The organism is Ferrovum myxofaciens, assembly GCF_000735045.1.
Lineage (GTDB): Bacteria > Pseudomonadota > Gammaproteobacteria > Burkholderiales > Ferrovaceae > Ferrovum > Ferrovum myxofaciens.
The window spans coordinates 1-17,896 of record NZ_JPOQ01000032.1 but is presented as its reverse complement, the minus strand read 5'-3'; the positions used below and the strand labels follow the sequence as shown (position 1 = coordinate 17,896).

Sequence of the window (17,896 nt, the reverse complement as noted above, 5' to 3'; positions counted from 1 at the left end):
GACCTGGAGTCCCTCTGTTCCGAGGAAGTATTTAACCTTCTGTGCAACGCACTGCACGTTGCGCCCTGCACACCAGTTCATAGGCCAGCGTGCCACAACAGTGGGCCAGGGTACTGATCGAAACCTGATCCCCCCACAGCTCCACTTCCGTTCCCACCGTGACCCGAGGGGCATCGGTCAGGTCCACAGTGAGCATGTCCATGGACACCCGTCCTGCCAGAGGCACGAAGTCCTCCCCTGCGCCCACCCACGTCCCCTGGGGAGCCGTGCGGGGATAACCGTCGGCATAACCACAGGGAATGACCCCGATACGGGAAGGGCGACGCGCCTGAAACAGTCCGCCATAGCCCACACTGTCGCCCGTTTTTACCCAACGCTCGACCATGATCCGGGAACGCAAGGACATGACGGGACGAAGTCCGGCCCGCACCGGCTGTCCGGGAGCGGCAGGATCGAGGCCATAGAGCATCAGTCCAGGGCGTCCCCAATCGCCCCGGGCTTCCGGATAGCCCAGAATGGCACCGGAATTGGCCAGACTGGTTTGAACCGACAGGCCTTGAGTCGCCTGACGAAAAAGGGTCAGCGCCGGATCCAGCACCCCTGGATGTACCCCATCGGCATGGGCAAAATGAGTCATGACCGTGACCGCCACTCCAGGGAATTTGCGCCGCAACTGGTCCACCGCCCGACGCAAATCGGATTCATTCAGCCCCAGACGGTGCATCCCGCTGTCGAACTTGAGCCAGAATCCGCCCACTGGAGGGACCTCCTGCTCCAACTGGAGTTGCACCTGCCAGGGTTGATGCAGAACTGCCGTCAGGACTTGATGCCGAACCTGCTCCAGGTCTGCGGCAGAAAAAATGCCTTCCAGCAAAACGATGGGTTGCGTGATGCCTGCAGCGCGCAGTTCCGCGCCCTCTTCCAGGGTTGCCACCGCAAAACCCTCAGCCTGGGGAGCCAGGGCCCGGGCACAGGTCACCGCGCCATGACCATAGGCGTTGGCCTTGACCACCGCCAGCAGGGACCCTCCATGAAGACGTCGCGCGCAGCGAAAGTTTTCGCACAGACGTTCCAGATTGACATGAATGGAGGTAGGACGTGACATTCGCGCACTTTACCCCAATTCCCTTCCTTTCGCCGGTTCTCACCACGTATACTCTGAAGGTTAACATTAAGCGCCCTCAGGTCGTCATGATGCATCTTTCTCCTGCCCAGTTCTTTCCTTCCCCCTTTTCCCCTTCCTTCTGGCTCCGCAACCCCCATGTCCAGACCGTTTGCGGAGCCCGTTGGGTATCGGTCCCCCGCCCTCTTTGGCGGCAGGAAATCTGGGCCAGTCCGGATGGGGACACCCTCCAGATCGAACGTCTCACCGGCGCTCCGGACCAGCCCGTCCTGACCCTCTTTCATGGTCTGGAAGGCAGTGCAGAATCAACCTATATCCGTGCCCTGGCCAATGCCGCACAGGCCCTCGGATGGAGTGTGGTGGCTCCTAATTTCCGTGCCTGTGGCTCTCTTCTCAATATTCGCCCCCGTCTCTACCATGCCGGAGACAGCCCGGAAATCCACTGGATTCTCCAGCGCATTCATACCGAATACCCCCACACACCACGTTATGCAGCGGGGTTTTCCCTGGGGGGCAACATGCTTCTAAAATGGCTGGGAGAACAGGGCGACCGGGCCAGCCCATGGGTCCACCGCTGCGTGGCCGTGGCCACTCCCTTTGATCTGACCAGCGTGGGCGACCATTTGACCCGGGGCCTGAACCGGTTCTACGGCCGTCATTTCCTGACCACCCTGAAAGCCAAGGCCCGGGCCAAACATGCGCAATTCCCTGGGTCCTTCGATCTCGAAGCAACCCTGGCGGCACGTACCCTGCGTCAGTTCGATGACCATTGCATGGCCCCCCTGCACGGCTTTCGCGATGCCAGCGACTATTGGAAACGCAGCAGTTGCCTGCCCCTGTTGCCGCATATCCGCTGCCCCACGCTGCTTCTGCAGGCGCGGGACGATCCCTTCATGCCCCCCCACGCACTGCCTTCCCGTCATGCCTTGCCGCCGGACGTCACGCTGGATTTCCAGACCCGGGGGGGGCATGTGGGATTCATTTCCGGGATTCTGCCGCCCAGAGCGGACTGGATGCCCGCCCACCTGCTGAATTATTTGCGCCCTTTTCTACCCCCTTCACAGAACGGTCACAATCCTTCAGAATGAACCTTTTCCCTCAACAAGGACCCGCCATGCGCCCGCCCAAAGAAATATTCAAGGCCTACGACATCCGTGGCGTGGTCGACCAGACCCTGACCGTTGCAGGCGTTACTGCCATCGGTCAGGCTATTGGTTCTGAAGCCCGGGAACGGGGTTTGACCAGCATGGCCATCGGGCGCGACGGACGTCTCTCCGGACCAGCCTTGAGCGATGCACTGGCTCAAGGACTGCAAAGCGCGGGCTTGAGGGTCGTGGATGTGGGCATGGTTGCCACCCCCATGTTGTACTACGCGGCTCATACCCGCACCCATGGTTCCGGAGTCATGGTCACCGGCTCCCATAACCCCCCCGAATACAATGGTCTCAAGATGATGCTGGGCGGAGAAACCCTGTCCGGCCCCACCATCCTGTCCCTCCATGAGCGGCTGTGCCAGCAGCGCCTGGTGTCCGGATCAGGATCATTGGAATCCCTCGACATCAGCGAAGACTACCTGAGGCAGATCACGAGTACGGTGCAACTGGCCCGTCCCATGAAAATCGTGGTGGACAGTGGGAACGGAATCCCCGGACGTTTTGGTCCCGAACTTTACCGGCGTCTGGGCTGTACCGTGGTGGAACTGTTCTGCGACGTCGACGGCCATTTCCCCAATCACCACCCGGACCCCTCTCAACCCGAGAATCTGCAGGACCTCATCCTGGCCCTGAAGCAGGGACGAGGCGAGTTGGGGTTGGCCTTTGACGGCGACGGAGACCGTCTGGGCGTGGTCACGCGGGAAGGGCATATCATTTACCCTGACCGCCAGTTGATGCTCTTTGCCGAAGATGTCCTGTCCCGCAATCCGGGGGCCGAAATCATCTTCGACGTGAAATGTACGCGCAACCTGTTTTCCTGGATTCGTTCCCTCGGCGGAAAACCCCTTCTCTGGAAAACCGGCCATTCCCTGATCAAAGCCAAGATGAAGGAATCCGGCGCGTTGCTGGCAGGCGAGATGAGCGGCCATACCTTCTTCAAGGAACGCTGGTTCGGATTTGACGACGGAATGTATGCCGGCGCCCGCCTGCTCGAAATCCTGAGCCGATTCAGCGACCCGGGCGCAGTTCTCAATGCCCTGCCCGATGCCGTCACCACGCCGGAACTGCAGATTCGTTTGCAGGAAGGCGAAAATTTTCTCATCATCGCAACCCTTCAGGAAAACGGAGACTTTCCTGATGCCCAGGAACGCATCACCCTGGACGGACTTCGCATCGAGTATGCCGATGGCTTTGGCCTGGCACGTTCCAGCAATACCACTCCGGTGATCGTCCTGCGTTTCGAAGCGGAGGATGCGACGGCCCTGGCACGCATCCAGCAGGACTTCAAACGCGAGATCCTGAAGATCAAACCCGATGCCATTTTTCCCTACTGAATGAAAAGACCCGCCCACCCCCTTGAATTTTTCCGCATTCTGGAGGATCATAGACCTCTGGCGGGTCTCCCCGCATTACAGAGCGGTGAATCGGGTCAGGTCCGGAAGGAAGCAGCCACAGCCGCATCCTGCAAGTGCCGGGGGTCGGGCTCGCCACCTCACCCCATTTTTTTACCTTGACGACGAGTTTTTCGATGACGCGTTTCTTTTCGCGCTGCCTGTTTTCGTTGATCACGGCAGGCTTCCCGATGGTCGTATCTTTTTCCGCAATGGCCGCCCAAGACCCTTCCGCCCAAACCTCCCCCTCTTCCTGGGGAGACCCGGTTTCCACCGTGCCCATTCGAGATGCCGTCTCGCTGGAAGCCGGTTACGGTTACCATACGGAAATGGAGCGGATTTCCTTTTCCCGCTCCTGGGGCAAGCGTTGGTTCAGCGACCGGCCCTGGGCGCTGAGCGGCTATTGGGATGCCGGCGTGGGACACTGGACGCCCCATGCCGCCTCGGGCGGCAATCATGAAATCAACGACTATGGCATCACCCCCGTGTTTCGCTACGCGCCCACCAACCCCTCGGGCAATTGCATTCCCTTCCTGGAGGGCGGGATCGGCGCACATTACCTCAGTCAACACGACATCTATGAGGGTCACAACATGAGCACCCACTTTCAGTTTGGCGATCACATCGGTGCCGGAGTCACCCTGGGCCCCCAGCATGACTGGGACGTCATGGTGCGCTTTCAACACCTGTCCAATGCCGGCCTACAGAACCCCAACCCCGGCATCGATTTCCTGCAACTGCGCGTGTCCCACTGGTTCTGAGGTGAACACCCCCGTCCCTTCCCAGGTTCTAGCGCGTAAGTGGCGTCCGCGCACCTTCGACGACATGGTGGGACAGGAGACGATCGTGCAAGCCCTGCGCCATGCCCTCAGGAGCGGACGCCTGCATCAGGCATATCTGCTCACGGGAACCCGTGGTGTCGGCAAAACCACCCTGGCCCGCCTCATGGCACGGGGCCTGAACTGCGAACAGGGTCCCACCGATGTTCCCTGCGGGCACTGCCCGGCATGCATCGGCATCGAGGAAGGGCGCTTTCCCGACCTGCTGGAGGTGGATGCAGCCACCAACACCCGCGTCGAGGAAATGCGCGAGTTGCTGGAAAACACCCAGTACCTGCCCGTGGCGGGCCGTTTCAAGGTGTACCTCATCGACGAAGTCCACATGTTGTCCCGCTCGGCCTTCAATGCCATGCTCAAAACCCTGGAAGAACCGCCTCCCCACGTCAAGTTCATTCTGGCCACCACCGACCCCCAGAAAGTACCCGTCACGGTGCTCTCCCGTTGCCTGCAGTTTTCTCTGCGCCCTTTGCCACCCGCCCAGATTGCAGACCGTCTGCGTCATGTGCTCGAACAGGAACAGTTGTCTTTCGAAGCCTCGGCCTTGCCCTTGTTGGCTGCTGCCGCCCAGGGCAGCCTGCGCGATGCCCTGAGCCTGCTTGACCAGGCCCTCGCCTTTGGCGGCGGAGAAGTGCGTCAGGAACCGGTTCGGGCCATGCTTGGCACCCTCGAGCGCAGCGCCCTGCTGGATCTGGTGCGCGCACTGGCCGAGAGCGATGGAGAAACGTTGATCGCCTGCGCCGACACCCTGGCCGAACATAGTCTGTCCTTCGACCATGCCTTGCAGGAACTGGCCGTCCTGTTTCATGATCTGGCGCTTCTGCAAGCCATTCCCAAAGCGCCGGCCCTGCAGGACAGTGCCCGGGAGCTGGGGGCCTGGCGGGAACGCTGGCCTGCCTCCACCCTGCAATTGCTGTATCAGATTACCGTGCAGGCACGCCGCGATTTGCCCTTTGCACCCGATGAACGGGCCGGGTTTCGCATGGCATTGCTGCGTCTCCTGGCCTTTCAACCCGGACCGCCCGTGCCGCTCCCTGCGCCATCGCCCGTCGTCCCCTTTGCTCACCCCACCGTACCCGATTTGGCGCCTGCGCCTGCCGCCGCCCCGCAGCGTGCGCGCCTCCCGCCGGCCATCGATGACTGGGCCGGTCTGGTGGAGCGTCTGCAATTGATGGGCATGACCCATGAACTGGCCCGCCATGTGGAATGGTTGGGCATGACCCAGCATCAGATCCGTCTGCGCCTGGCGCGTAAATTTGCCCATCTGCTGCCTTACCAGGAAAATTTGCGAACCGGTCTGGAAAGTGTTCTGGATTGTGACCTGCGCCTTTCCATCGAGTTGGGCGATGAGGAAGGCACCAGCGTCGCCCAACAGGAAGCTCAAACCCAGGCCCAGGCCCACCAGCGAGCCCTTCAGACTCTGGCTCAGGATCCCTTCACCCAGGCGGTTCGTGACGTACTGGGGGGGACGCTGGTAGAATCCAGCGTCAAACCCCTTCCCCAAGGAGAAAAATCATGATGAAAGGTGGCCTTGCCGGCCTGATGAAACAGGCTCAGAAGGTGCAGGATAATCTGCGCCGTGCCCAGGACACCTTGGCCCAAATCGAGGTGGAAGGCAGTGCCGGTGCGGGCGCTCTCAAAATTCGCAGCACCTGTACCCATGAAGTCCGCCAAGTCAGTATCCAGGAAAGCCTGATGGGTGACCGCGAAATGCTGGAAGACCTGCTGCTGGTGGCGCTCAAGGATCTGCAACGAAAAATCGATGAGGTCTCCCAGCAACATATGTCCGGACTGACCGGGGGCATGGGCCTGCCTCCAGGCATGAAACTACCCTTTTGATCCTCCATGTCCCGCGCCCATCCCCTGTCCCGGCTCATCGATGCCCTGCGCGTATTGCCCGGCGTCGGACCCAGGACGGCACAGCGCATGGCCTATCAATTGCTTCAGCGCCAGCGTAGCGGCGCCGAGCAATTGCTCGCCGCCCTGGTGCATACCCTGGACCTGGTCACCCAATGCAGCCACTGCAACAATTATTCCACCACGCCGATCTGCGAACTGTGTCAGGATGAGTCCCGCGATCCGCACCTGTTGTGCGTGGTGGAAACACCCACCGATCTCCTGATGATGGAACAAACCCTGGCTTATCAGGGCCATTATTTCGTGCTCATGGGACACCTTTCCCCGCTGGACGGAATTGGATCACAGGATATTCACTTACCCCGTCTGGTGACACGCATTCAGGGTTCCGCCCTGGAAGAAGTGATCCTGGCCACCAATCTGACGGCAGAGGGGGAAGCCACCGCCCACGCCATTGCCACCCTGCTGCGCCCGCTTGGACTGCGTCTGTCCCGTCTGGCCCGGGGTGTGCCGGTGGGTGGAGAACTGGAATACATCGACAGCGGCACCCTGGCCCAGGCCTTGCGGGAACGACGCCAGGCCCTCAACTGAGTTACAGGAGACTTTCATGCTGGACATTCAATGGTTGCGTAACGATCTGAAGCGCGTCACCGCAGGGCTGGGGACGCGCGGTTACCCCTTCGACCCCGCCCAGTTTCAGGCACTGGAAAGCGAACGAAAAGAGGTACAGGTACGCACCCAGAGCCTCCAATCCGAACGCAACCAACTGGCCAAACTCATCGGTCAATGCAAGGCACGCGGCGAGGAAGCCACCGTTCATCTGGAGCAGGCAGCTGCCGTCAACCGCCAGTTGGGCGAACTGGAAGCCCGTCTGGCCGACCTGCAAAAACGCCTGGAAACCCTGCTCTTGATGTTGCCCAACCTCCCCCACGAATCCGTTCCCGTGGGCCGTGACGAACAGGACAACGTGGAACTCCGCCAGGTGGGCACCCCCCCCGTCTTTGATTTTCCGGTACGCGACCATGTGGAGATTGGCGAAACCCTGGGGTTACTGGATTTCAAGGCTTCCAGCAAATTGTCCGGCGCCCGTTTCTCGGTTCTCAAGGGCGGTTTGGCACGGCTGCACCGGGCCCTGGCCCAATTCATGCTTGATACCCATACCCAGACCCATGGCTACACGGAAGCCTATGTCCCCTATCTGGTGAATGCTGAAACGCTGCGCGGCACCGGCCAGTTGCCCCGTTTTGAAGCCGACCTGTTTGCGGTTCCGCGCGGTGAACAGGAAACCCACTATCTGATTCCCACGGCCGAAGTCCCCCTCACCAATCTGGTACGGGACGAAATCCTCAAGGAAACCGACCTGCCCCTGCGCCTCACCGCCCATACGCCCTGTTTTCGTTCCGAAGCCGGGGCCTATGGCAAGGATGTTCGCGGTTTGATTCGCCAGCACCAATTCGACAAGGTGGAACTGGTCCAGATCGTTCATCCCGACCGTTCCTATGAGGCCCTCGAAGAACTGACGGGCCACGCCGAGCGCATCCTTCAACTGCTCGAACTCCCCTATCGGGTCATCGTCCTGTGTACCGGCGACATGGGTGCCGGTTCCAGCAAGACCTATGACCTCGAAGTCTGGTTGCCGGCGCAACAAACCTACCGCGAAATCTCTTCCTGCAGCAACTGCGAGGCTTACCAGGCACGCCGCATGCAGGCCCGTTTTCGCAATGAGGCGGGACGCACGGAACTGGTTCACACCCTCAATGGTTCGGGGGTTGCCGTGGGACGTGCCCTGGTGGCTGTTTTGGAGAACTATCAGACCGCCAGCGGGGCCGTGCGCATCCCGACGGTACTGCAGCCCTACATGGGCGGAGAAAATCTGATCGGGCCGTGACTCATCCCAGGAAAAACGCGGGAATTCGGCTCGGTATGCACGAGAACGTCGTAGTAACTCCGTACATTCTCCACTAACCGCACGGGCTCTCCGCCCCGTGCAAACCCATACCGTACCTTCTCGTAATACCGTGGTTCCGCCAGCAGCGGCAGGGTCTGGCGCAGGGCATTCCAGGTCCGGTCATCCAGTCCCTTTTGCCGTGCCAGTCGGCGTGCATCTTCCACATGGGCCTGCCCCACATTGTAGGTCGCCAAAGCAATCCAGGTTCGGTCCGGTTCCTCGATGGACAGAGGAAGTTCGTTGCGGATCTGCGCCAGATAGCGCGCAGCAGCAGGCACCGCCTGATTCGGGTCGAGACGATCCGTCACGCCCAGATGATCCGCCGTATCTGCCGTGAGCATCATCAGTCCCCGCACCCCGGTGGGGGATACGGCCTGATTGTTCCAGCGCGATTCCTGAAAAGACAAGGCAGCCAGCAAACGCCAGTCCAGTCCCGACAAACGTTCAGCCGCCCGGAATATCGGACTTAGATTGGGCAGGCGAATCACCCGCTTCTGTAAAAATTCCAGGGCATCGTCATGGGATAACGCCCCCACCGATCCATAATAACGTTCCACCACCTGGGCCAGTCCTCCGCTATTCCGGAATCCTTCCATGAAATGCAGGGCCGCCTCGTACAACAGGGATGACCCGACGGGAAAAGCCCATGCCAGAGGGATTTCCTGCCCAATGCCGAAAGCCACCGCCAGATCAGGGTAATCATTTTGGGCCAGAGCAATTTCCTCCGAGGCCCCCACGGCATACTCCACCTGTCCCTCATAAACCTGGCGCAGCAAATCCTCTTCTCCCATACCTCGCGGAGCCCATTTCCAGCGCAGCCCAGGCACCTGGGTACGCAGATTTTGCAATTGGGTCTCCATTTGCGGGTTATGAACCAGAGTCAGCGGATCCTTCACGAGATCAGCCAGGGAGTGCGGGGCAGACTGGCGCGAGGCATTGAAGACGATCTGAAAACGGCTGTGATAGTAAGGAGGGGTGAACAGGAAGCCCTGGGCGGTGGATTCCTTCCCCCCTTCGGGCAGGGCGGCAAAATGGGCCTTTCCCGTGCGCAGTGCGCGCACGACTTGCTCCTGATCATCCAGGACCAGGAAATGCACCGGTTTTCCCAGAAACGCCCCCAACCCAAGGGCCAGATCATGCTCGATACCCAGCGTCCGCCCGTCTGGCTCGGTCCAGTAACTGCCGGGTGCCCGGCGGGTTGCCACCACCAACTCGGGCAGGGAGCCCAAGGCCGTCAGCGGGGGAAGCACGGGTGCCTCTTCCAGGGTTTGTTCGCCCGGATCGGGGGGATGCTCGCTGTGGCGCAACCACACACCCCCACCCAGCACCAGCAGAATCAATAGCAACAGCCGTTCCGGACGACGCCACAGGTGTGCGCCCAGCCACTGCCCCAGGGTCATCACCCGGGCTTGTGTTACCATTCCGTGTTGTCCTTTATTCAAGATCGATCATGTCTCCTTGCGTGGTTATCATTCCCGCCGGCGGTTCGGGAAGCCGGTTTGGTGGTCCGGTTCCAAAGCAATTCTCCCTGCTCGATGGGGTTCCCCTTCTGCATCATACACTCCGTATTTTTGATGCACACCCGCGCATTTTCAAGATTTATCCCGTACTCTCCGCCCTGCCCGAGGATCTCGGTCTGGCTTGGCCCTTCTCTTCCACGCGGGTCCAACCCCTGGCCTGCGCCGGCCCCACCCGGGCCCAAACCGTGCTCAATGCCCTCCAATCCCTTCAGTCCCTTCATCCGCCGGACACCTGGGTGCTGGTCCATGATGCCGCCCGCCCCTGCCTGTCCCGCGCCGCACTCGACCGATTGATCCAGACCCTGCAGGGCGACCCGGTGGGCGGACTGTTGGCCATTCCCCTGAGCGACACCCTCAAGCGCCAGAACGATCACGACTGCGTGGCAACCACCCTGGATCGTACCGGACTGTGGGCAGCCCAGACCCCCCAGATGTTTCGTCTGGGAAGTCTGCTGGAAGCCCTGCGCGCTCACCCCGCCGCCACAGACGAATCTTCCGCACTGGAGGGCATGGGCCTCGAGCCTCGTCTGGTCATGGGAGAAATCACCAATCTGAAGGTCACCTGGCCCGCCGACCTGATATTGGCCCAAGCCATCCTGGAGGTTTGCCATGCGCATCGGTCAGGGATTTGACGTACACGCTCTGGTGCCTGGACGTCCGCTCATCCTGGGCGGCGTAACCATCCCCTTCGAGCGGGGACTGGAGGGGCACTCCGATGCAGATGTCCTGCTCCATGCCATTTGCGATGCCTTGCTGGGTGCCGCGGCACTGGGCGATATCGGACATCATTTTCCGGACAGCGACCCAGGCTGGAAAAATGCCGACAGTCGTGTCCTGCTCCGCGACGTTTATCGACGCGTCAGGGAAGGTGGGTATCGTTTGGGCAATCTGGATGCCACGCTGATCTTGCAAGCGCCCAGGGTGGCACCCTATCTGGCGCAGATGCTGGACCACCTGGCCGCCGATCTCGAAACGCCGCGCCCGCAAATCAACTTGAAAGCCACCACCACTGAAAAACTGGGGTTTACCGGACGGGGTGAAGGCGTCGCAGCACAGGCCGTGTGCCTGCTCATGCCGCTCTGATTTTAAAGATCGAGCCAATGTCCCAGGCGCTGGCGCTTGGTTTCCAGGTAGGCACGATGTTCTTCGTCCACTGCCACTTGTAAGGCCACCCGTTCCACGATTTCCAGTGGCGGCTGTTCCAACTGGCGAATCTTGTCCGGATTATTGGTCAACAAACGCAGTTGGCGCACCCCCAGGGTAGTCAATATCTCCACTACGCCTTCATAACTGCGGGCATCCACGGGAAGGCCCAGATGCAGATTGGCATCCACCGTATCCAATCCCTGATCCTGCAAGGCATAGGCCGCCAACTTGGCCCGTAACCCGATCCCGCGCCCTTCCTGTCCGCGCAGATACACGAGCACCCCGGCCTGGGCCTGCCCCAGCAATTCCAGGGAACGCGCCAACTGGGGTCCACAGTCACAACGACGGGAGAACAGGGCATCCCCGGTGAGACATTCGGAGTGAATCCGCACCAGCACGCCGGGTGTGCCGGCCACATCCCCCCGTTTGAGCACCAGATGTTCTTCGCCCTGCACGGAAAACACCCGGGCGCTGAATTCGCCATGAACCGTTGGCATCCGCACCCAAGGCATCGCGGAAGAATCGAAGGACATCCATAAACTCCAGAAATTGATGAAAAACCCATCAAAAGAGGCATTCTAACAAATCCCTGCGCTCCCCATTCAGGAACGCAGGCGCAGCAGCCCCACCAGAAACGCACAAAAGAGGGAAAAAACCAGAGCAGCATGGGGCCAGGGTCCCCAGGGCAGCCGCTGCCAGAGACTATCGCTGGCCAACATCGCCCCCCCCACCTGGGCGAGCAGGGCAGCGCCCAGCACCACCACCCAGGGAAATCGTTCGAAGAGACGCAGCAACAGGGAACTGCCCATCACCACCAGGGGCAAACTGGTGAGCAAACCCAGAATGAGCAGCAGATGATCGCCGCGCGCCACGCCCGCCAAGGAAAGTACATTATCCAGACTCATGAACACATCGGCCACCAGAATGGTACGAATGGCCCGCCAGCGCCCTTGCACCGGAGACTCTCCGATCTCCGAAGGTGCTTCAGGTGCCCCCAACCCGTAGGACACCCACAGAAGCACCGCGCCACCCAACAGTTGAATCCCCGGCCAGGCCAACAGGGAGGTGGCCAATAATGTCAACCCAATGCGCAATCCCACCGCGCCCAGACTGCCCCACCACAGGGCGATGCTGCGTTGGGCCGGCTCGAGCCGACAGGCTGCCAGGGCAATGACCGCTGCATTATCCCCGCTCAGGATCAGATTGATGAGGATGATCTGTCCCAGAGCCAGCCAGAACGTCATGTCCATGGGAGGATCAGGAAGGTCTCACGGTCAGAACGATCTTGCCGGTATGGGCACTGGATTCCATCAGTTCATGGGCCAGGGATGCGTGTTGCAGGGGGAAAGTCTGGTGAATCACCGGCTGGATGAGTTTCTGGTCCAGCAGCGGCCAGATGCGTGCCTGAAGTTGCCGGGCAATTTCACCCTTGAACCCGGTGGAACGGGAACGCAAGGTGGAACCCGTAACCGTCAGACGGCGGCGCATCAGATCGGCCAAATCCAGTTGTCCCTTGGAACCCCGCAGGAAGGCAATCAGTACCAGCCGTCCATCCTCTGCCAGCGCCTTGATTTCCCGGGGCAGATAATCCCCCCCCACCATATCGAGAATGACATCGACCCCCCTACCCTGCGTGACCTCCCGGATCACCTCAAGGAAATCTTCTTCCTTGTAATTGATGGCGCGCTCGGCCCCCAGGTCCACACAGGCCGCACATTTTTCGGCAGACCCCGCCGTGACGAAAACCCGATGTCCCAGGTGATGCGCCATCTGAATGGCGGTGGTCCCGATGCCACTGGACCCTCCCTGCACCAGCAGGGTTTCTCCGGGTTTGAGCGCGGCTCGTTCAAACACATTGCTCCAGACAGTAAAGAAAGTCTCGGGCAGGGCCGCCGCCATGATTGCGGTAAAGTCCCGGGGCCAGGGCAGGCAGGTCAAGGCCGGCGCCACACAATATTCGGCATACCCTCCACCGGCCAGCAGGGCACAGACCCGGTCTCCTTCCTCCCACAGGGTCACGCCTTCGCCCACTGCCATCACTTCCCCGGCCACTTCCAATCCCGGCAGGTCAGAAGCATCGGGCGGCGCGGGATAAAACCCGGCGCGTTGAAAACAATCCGGGCGATTGACCCCTGCCGCTTCCACCCGAATCAAAACCTCCCCCAATCCCGGGCGCGGCACGGGACGATGGTTCCAAACCAGAACCTCCGGCCCCCCCGCCCTGGAAATTTCCACACACCCCATATTCACCGGTACATCCCACATAATCCTTTCCCCCCTGAAGAGATCCTCCGGGCGAGTCACTCGCCCATCCTGCAGGCGGAGCATAGCATGTCTGTGGGATAATCCGCCCATGATCCCCCCTAACTCCCCTGTCTGGCCCAGGGATACATGGACAGCTCGTCCTTTGCGCTCAAACCTGTCCCAGGCCCATCGAAACTGGCTGACCACGCCGGATTCCCTCACGTCCGCCCTCAAAACCGTCTGCCCCCGGTTTCAGGTCAAAATCCTGGAAACCGGCACCCGCTTTCCCTTTCCCGACGAGGCGCGTCTGCTCAAAATTTCCTGTCACCAACAGGTCTGGAGCCGTGAAGTCCTGTTGTGCAACGGGGCGTTGCCCTTGGTTTTTGCCCGTAGCATCCTGTCCCTGAGGGACTTGCCGCGCGCCTGGCCCACTCTGGATGCCCGTGATCCTCGCCCCCTCGGGGAGTTCCTCTTTACCGATGCCCGGATCCGGCGTACCCCCCTACATTTCCAAAAACTTTCCCTGAACCACCCCCTCCGTGTACGACTGGACCGGTTTCCCCTGGACTTGCCCCCCTGGGCGCGCCGTTCCCTGCATGTGCGTCAGGGATCCGCCTTGCTGGTCACCGAAATTTTTCTCACACTCCCCCCCCACCGTTCCGACCCTGCCCAGGCACTGTCTTTTTTTGCATAACCTTAAGGTTTTCTTATATACTTGGGATGTTCAATCTGCTACTCCCATACCCCATCAAACTTTCGGCCTCAAGGATTTATGTCTGAAAAAATAAAAGTTCTGGTGGTGGACGATCACGCCATCATTCGCAAAGGCATCACCCAACTCCTCCGTGACACCGAAGACATGGAAGTGGTGGCTGAAGCACAAAACGGGGCGGAAGCCCTGCAATTGATTCGGGACAATGCCTATGGCGTCGTCTTGCTGGACATCAGCATGCCCGGCGAACATGGCATCGACGTACTGATCAAGATCAAGGACCTCAAACCCAACCTGCCGGTCCTGATCCTCAGCATGTATCCCGAGGATCAGTACGCCATCCGTTCTCTCAAGGCGGGTGCCGCCGGGTACATCAACAAACAGGATGCCCTGAGCCAGATGGTGATTGCGATTCGCCAGGTTTCCACCGGACGCAAGTACATCAGCAGCGAACTGGCCGTTCAACTGGCGGAGAACCTGACTCATCAAAATCAGGATCTCCCCCATCAGACCCTGTCTCACCGCGAATACCAGACCCTGTGTCTGATCGCTTCCGGGAAAAAATTGAGTGAAATTGCCGGAATCATGATCCTGAGCGCTAAAACGGTGAGCGTCTACCGGGCCCGTCTTCTGGAAAAAATGAAAATGCGCACCAACGCCGAGTTGATCCATTATGCCATCACGCACCATCTGGTTCCCTGATCCTCCCTCAGTGGACGAAAATCGATTCCACTGCCTTTTCCAGCACCTGAACCAGCGTACGCGCCAGCACCCCCCCCACTGAAAACTGGGGATCATCCAGCGACCCGGCAATGGGCAGATTCACCATGATCCTGCCCTGGGGATCCTGCAGCAGGGAAACTGCCAACGCCACGGGAAAGTGGGTGATTCCGGGACTGGCCACCGGTTTTCCAAAAGTCAGTTCATTCAACACCAGGTGATTGGTGGCTTGCAGGTCATGATTCCGGACCGAATAATGCGCATCGAAGGACAATTTCCCCCGTTCGATGTCATACCCCACATATTTTCCTGAATAGGGACTGAACTGCATCAGATCCATTCCAGTCACCTGAGCCGTCATGTCCAGAAACAGATTCTGCGCCAGCGGATTGATCTGTCCTTCAATCAACAACGGGGCATCATGAACCCGTCCACGCAATTCCAGACGGGCCGTGGTATTTTCCGCCGAGGACAGTCCCTCGATTTTTCCGCCCAGACGGGTGAGATTGGCTTTATAGGGGGGATGCACATAGTCGTCCCGATAGTGGATCGTCCCCCCCTGCAAGGTGACTTTGCGGATCACCACCGCCGCCTGCGCAACCACCGATGAACTCTCGGGCGGGGAAGATCCTGCGGATTTTGGCACCGAGGGAGAGGGAGAAGAGACGGGCAAGGGATTCAGCAAATTCACCCAGTTCAGGGTAGCATCCGGCAAGAGGTGGAGCCGGACATAAAAATCGCTGAGCGCTACCTGATCCAAGCGCAAACGCAGGGGATTCAAGGTGGCCTCCCCCTGTGCAAACAGAGTCTTGCTGCGCCACAGCCACTGACCGCGGCGCCCTTCACGTACCGCCAACTCATCGGCCTGAGCCTGCCCTCGATAGCGCACTTGCCAAACCTGGGGCGAAGAGAAAGACCCATCCAACACCCCCTCCAGGGATAACTGCCCGCTTTCCAACCGAACCTGTGCATAGCGTGCCAACCAGGGCTGTACCGGTCGTAAATCCAGATGTTGGGCATGCACGGTCAAGTGCGCCCCCTGTGCCCTCAGGTCCACGGGACCGGCAATTTGAAGACGGCCCTGCGCCCCCACCTGCAATGTCAGCGACAGGGGCAGTGGAGTCCGCACGGAAACAGGCCAGGCCAGTTTTTCCACGGTTCCCTCGAGTTTGCTCAGCGGCAAAGGGGGAAACGCCGCTTCAGATACCCCCACCGGGCGAATCTGCCCATCATGCCCCATCAGGTGAATCACTCCAAAATTCACCGCCCCCCCGTTATAGCGCACACTCGGGGCGCTCAACTGGACATCTTGCAGGAGGATCTCCAGGCCGGCGACCCGCCCCTTGATCTGAGGAACGGATAAGCGAAGTCCGCTCAATTCTCTCTGCAATGCGCCCCAGTTAGGACCCCAAAAGGCAAAGTGCGTGGTCAGAGCACCGGGAGAAACCGAGCACGACGGAATCCAGGGCGCCAGATCAAGTCCCTGTACGGACAAGTCTCCTTCTCCTCTCAATTCCGAGGAAAAAGGACGAATCCGTGCCTTCAGGTCAAGGGAGGCACCATCCACCTCGGCATGAAGAGAAGGGGATAGCCAGGAGTCTTTATCCCGAAGCCGGGAAAACAGTTGAGGCAAGTGGAATTGAAGATTGCGAATATCGTGATGGGTATCGCTCCCCTGATCCCACACCGATCCTTCGCCGCGCAGGATCCGGACCTTTTCCACGACAAAAGGGAACCCACCGCCGGAAGAGGGTCCTGCCAGACTTGCCAGGTTCCATTCTCCCGCAGGATTACGTACCAAATGAACCACGGGATGGGTCAGGGTCAGTTCATCGATGACAGGGAGGAGACGCAGGCCCGAATGGAGCGCCAGGGACGCTTCCAGATCCTCAAGCCCCAGAACGAGAGTCTGCCCATCGGCTTCGTAGAGCCTAACCCCATGCACCTGGACCCGAAAAGGAAAAATCTCCACCTTGAGCGAGCCGATCTCCAACCGGTGATGGGTCTCCTCTGCCCAGTGTTGCGCTTGCCGGTGGATCACCCCAGGCAACCACTCAGGCATGGTCAGCAAGCCCACCAACAAGCCGCCCAAGAGGATCCCCAGCCCCCACCCTAACTGGCGCATGATTCAAACAGCCTTCAAGACGACCCCGCAGTGTTCACTACGGTCATCCGCACCGGAATCCCCTGAGCCACACTACGCCCCACCGTACAAAATTCTTCAAACTGACCCAGGATACGGTCAAGATGGGCATACTTCGTCAGACCCTCTGGACTCACTGGGGTTTTCCACCCATATCCAAAGGTTTTCCCTGCGCCAGACTGGTCACATACACGGTCAGGGCCGTCAGTTCATCACTGCCATAAGCAGGCGCCTTGCCCTGGAGGGCCATGCCCACACAGCCCCGAATCTGGTCCTGCAACGTAAACACCCGCCCCGCCTTCGCCTTGTAACGGGGAAAGATGGCCGCTGCATTGGTCAGACTGGGAATGGCTTGGCCGTCGGGACGACGTCCTGGTCCCACCCCGCCATTGCGATGGCAGGATTCACAAAAGGCGCCATTCCCGTCAAAGGTTGCATGACTGAACAGATCTTTCCCCTGTTGCGCCACCTTGTCCAACTCGGGATCCAGTCCCGCCCCCTGGGCCACCACCATCCAGCTTCCCAACACCAACCCCAGTAACCCCTTGATGTTCGTTCTTCCTGTCATGATCTTCCCTCCGAAATTGAAACCAATGATTTTTTCACCCTTGAACCCATCGTATTTCCGTCTTGACAGAGGGGGGTCCGCCACTCCTGTTGCAAACAATTTTCGATGCAGTGATGATACCCGAATAGTAATGACGACACCTTCATCGCGCCCATAAACGGTGAGGTACCTCACTTGGCGATCCCCAAGAACACGGCCAGGCAACGCTCAACTTCCGTCATCACCACCCCATCGATGCGTCCAAAGGCCTGACCCAACTTGTCCCGCTTCACGGTCATGGCTTTGTCAATCATCACCTGCGAAGGCTTATTCAAGCCATTCTCGGCACTTGGCTGAATAGGGGTACGTAGCAAAGGAGCAGCAACCAGCGTGCTTGTCATCGGTAACACCGTAACAGTTGCGTGCTCGCCAAATTGATCGGCCTGAATTACCAAGGCGGGTCTTGGTTTACCAAAGTCGCCTTGCATGACAATGGTTACAAAATCACCCCGCATCATTCCGTCCAGCCTTCCATGTCCGCCAAGGCTTCATCCA

19 protein-coding genes, 1 other RNA gene and 1 pseudogene are annotated in these 17,896 nt (G+C 59.7%); 12 read left to right on the top strand and 9 right to left on the bottom strand.

The features are described from left to right. Nucleotides 1-31: 31 nt before the first annotated feature. Nucleotides 32-1,105 carry an alanine racemase gene (gene alr / locus IV91_RS0106135; RefSeq protein WP_031596869.1) on the bottom strand — a complete coding sequence of 358 codons (1,074 nt, stop codon included), beginning with the start codon at nucleotides 1,103-1,105 and terminating at the stop codon, nucleotides 32-34. On the opposite strand from alr, the gene IV91_RS0106130 reads away from it, so the two are divergent. The 8 genes from IV91_RS0106130 to serS all read left to right on the top strand — a co-directional run bounded on the left by IV91_RS0106130 (nucleotide 1,099) and on the right by serS (nucleotide 8,249). Further along, on the top strand, nucleotides 1,099-2,211 hold the full coding sequence (locus IV91_RS0106130) for a YheT family hydrolase (RefSeq protein WP_233418403.1): 1,113 nt from the start codon (nucleotides 1,099-1,101) through the stop codon (nucleotides 2,209-2,211). The genes alr and IV91_RS0106130 overlap by 7 nt on opposite strands. 26 nt (nucleotides 2,212-2,237) lie before the next feature. After that, nucleotides 2,238-3,611 (top strand): phosphomannomutase/phosphoglucomutase, encoded by a 1,374-nt coding sequence (locus IV91_RS0106125; RefSeq protein WP_031596867.1) that lies wholly within the window; start codon nucleotides 2,238-2,240, stop codon nucleotides 3,609-3,611. A gap of 59 nt (nucleotides 3,612-3,670) precedes the next feature. After that, an RNA gene (ffs, locus tag IV91_RS17145) (signal recognition particle sRNA small type) lies at nucleotides 3,671-3,769 on the top strand. A 36-nt stretch (nucleotides 3,770-3,805) separates the two neighbouring features. Beyond that, on the top strand, nucleotides 3,806-4,429 hold the full coding sequence (locus tag IV91_RS16720; protein ID WP_084189959.1) for an acyloxyacyl hydrolase: 624 nt from the start codon (nucleotides 3,806-3,808) through the stop codon (nucleotides 4,427-4,429). Nucleotide 4,430: 1 nt separating this feature from the next. After that, nucleotides 4,431-6,023 carry a DNA polymerase III subunit gamma/tau gene (dnaX, locus tag IV91_RS0106115; protein WP_031596863.1) on the top strand — a complete coding sequence of 531 codons (1,593 nt, stop codon included), beginning with the start codon at nucleotides 4,431-4,433 and terminating at the stop codon, nucleotides 6,021-6,023. Further along, nucleotides 6,020-6,343, top strand: coding sequence for a YbaB/EbfC family nucleoid-associated protein (locus tag IV91_RS0106110; protein ID WP_031596861.1), 324 nt, complete (start codon nucleotides 6,020-6,022; stop codon nucleotides 6,341-6,343). Before dnaX ends, IV91_RS0106110 begins: the two co-directional genes overlap by 4 nt. A 6-nt stretch (nucleotides 6,344-6,349) precedes the next feature. After that, on the top strand, nucleotides 6,350-6,952 hold the full coding sequence (recR, locus tag IV91_RS0106105; RefSeq protein WP_031596859.1) for a recombination mediator RecR: 603 nt from the start codon (nucleotides 6,350-6,352) through the stop codon (nucleotides 6,950-6,952). Between the two features lie 16 nt (nucleotides 6,953-6,968). Continuing rightward, a complete protein-coding gene (gene serS, locus IV91_RS0106100) occupies nucleotides 6,969-8,249 on the top strand; it encodes a serine--tRNA ligase (protein WP_031596856.1) in 1,281 nt (426 codons plus the stop codon). Here serS and mltF read toward each other — a convergent pair. Beyond that, a complete protein-coding gene (mltF, locus tag IV91_RS0106095; protein WP_051862185.1) occupies nucleotides 8,216-9,730 on the bottom strand; it encodes a membrane-bound lytic murein transglycosylase MltF in 1,515 nt (504 codons plus the stop codon). The genes serS and mltF overlap by 34 nt on opposite strands. A 29-nt stretch (nucleotides 9,731-9,759) precedes the next feature. Between mltF and ispD the strand changes: the two genes are divergently transcribed. Then, nucleotides 9,760-10,461 (top strand): 2-C-methyl-D-erythritol 4-phosphate cytidylyltransferase, encoded by a 702-nt coding sequence (gene ispD, locus IV91_RS0106090; protein ID WP_031596852.1) that lies wholly within the window; start codon nucleotides 9,760-9,762, stop codon nucleotides 10,459-10,461. Continuing rightward, on the top strand, nucleotides 10,439-10,912 hold the full coding sequence (gene ispF / locus IV91_RS0106085) for a 2-C-methyl-D-erythritol 2,4-cyclodiphosphate synthase (protein WP_031596850.1): 474 nt from the start codon (nucleotides 10,439-10,441) through the stop codon (nucleotides 10,910-10,912). The genes ispD and ispF overlap by 23 nt, the downstream gene beginning before the upstream one ends. A 2-nt stretch (nucleotides 10,913-10,914) precedes the next feature. Here ispF and ribA read toward each other — a convergent pair whose 3' ends face one another. From ribA to IV91_RS0106070, 3 genes are all read right to left on the bottom strand, one after another. Continuing rightward, nucleotides 10,915-11,508, bottom strand: coding sequence for a GTP cyclohydrolase II (gene ribA, locus IV91_RS0106080; RefSeq protein ID WP_035417296.1), 594 nt, complete (start codon nucleotides 11,506-11,508; stop codon nucleotides 10,915-10,917). Nucleotides 11,509-11,577: 69 nt separating this feature from the next. Continuing rightward, nucleotides 11,578-12,225 carry a YjbE family putative metal transport protein gene (locus IV91_RS0106075; RefSeq protein ID WP_031596848.1) on the bottom strand — a complete coding sequence of 216 codons (648 nt, stop codon included), beginning with the start codon at nucleotides 12,223-12,225 and terminating at the stop codon, nucleotides 11,578-11,580. A 7-nt stretch (nucleotides 12,226-12,232) separates the two neighbouring features. Next, nucleotides 12,233-13,219, bottom strand: coding sequence for an NAD(P)H-quinone oxidoreductase (locus IV91_RS0106070; protein WP_031596847.1), 987 nt, complete (start codon nucleotides 13,217-13,219; stop codon nucleotides 12,233-12,235). A gap of 109 nt (nucleotides 13,220-13,328) precedes the next feature. On the opposite strand from IV91_RS0106070, the gene IV91_RS0106065 reads away from it, so the two are divergent. Both IV91_RS0106065 and IV91_RS0106060 read left to right on the top strand, forming a co-directional pair. After that, nucleotides 13,329-13,913, top strand: coding sequence for a chorismate--pyruvate lyase family protein (locus IV91_RS0106065; RefSeq protein WP_084189949.1), 585 nt, complete (start codon nucleotides 13,329-13,331; stop codon nucleotides 13,911-13,913). Nucleotides 13,914-13,991: 78 nt separating this feature from the next. After that, entirely contained in the window at nucleotides 13,992-14,633 is a 642-nt protein-coding gene (locus IV91_RS0106060; protein WP_031596844.1) for a response regulator, read from the top strand. Between the two features lie 7 nt (nucleotides 14,634-14,640). Here the strand turns inward: IV91_RS0106060 and IV91_RS0106055 are convergent, their stop codons facing one another. From IV91_RS0106055 to IV91_RS0106040, 4 genes and pseudogenes are all read right to left on the bottom strand, one after another. Continuing rightward, nucleotides 14,641-16,776, bottom strand: coding sequence for a DUF748 domain-containing protein (locus IV91_RS0106055; RefSeq protein WP_031596843.1), 2,136 nt, complete (start codon nucleotides 16,774-16,776; stop codon nucleotides 14,641-14,643). Nucleotides 16,777-16,790: 14 nt separating this feature from the next. After that, nucleotides 16,791-16,901: pseudogene (locus IV91_RS17140) on the bottom strand (OsmC family protein); the annotation flags it as partial. A 26-nt stretch (nucleotides 16,902-16,927) separates the two neighbouring features. After that, the gene (locus IV91_RS16715; RefSeq protein WP_150112405.1) at nucleotides 16,928-17,362 is read right to left on the bottom strand and encodes a c-type cytochrome; all 435 of its coding nucleotides are present in this window, start codon (nucleotides 17,360-17,362) and stop codon (nucleotides 16,928-16,930) included. 170 nt (nucleotides 17,363-17,532) lie between these two features. Beyond that, nucleotides 17,533-17,859, bottom strand: coding sequence for a type II toxin-antitoxin system PemK/MazF family toxin (locus IV91_RS0106040; RefSeq protein ID WP_031596839.1), 327 nt, complete (start codon nucleotides 17,857-17,859; stop codon nucleotides 17,533-17,535). Nucleotides 17,860-17,896: the final 37 nt, after the last annotated feature.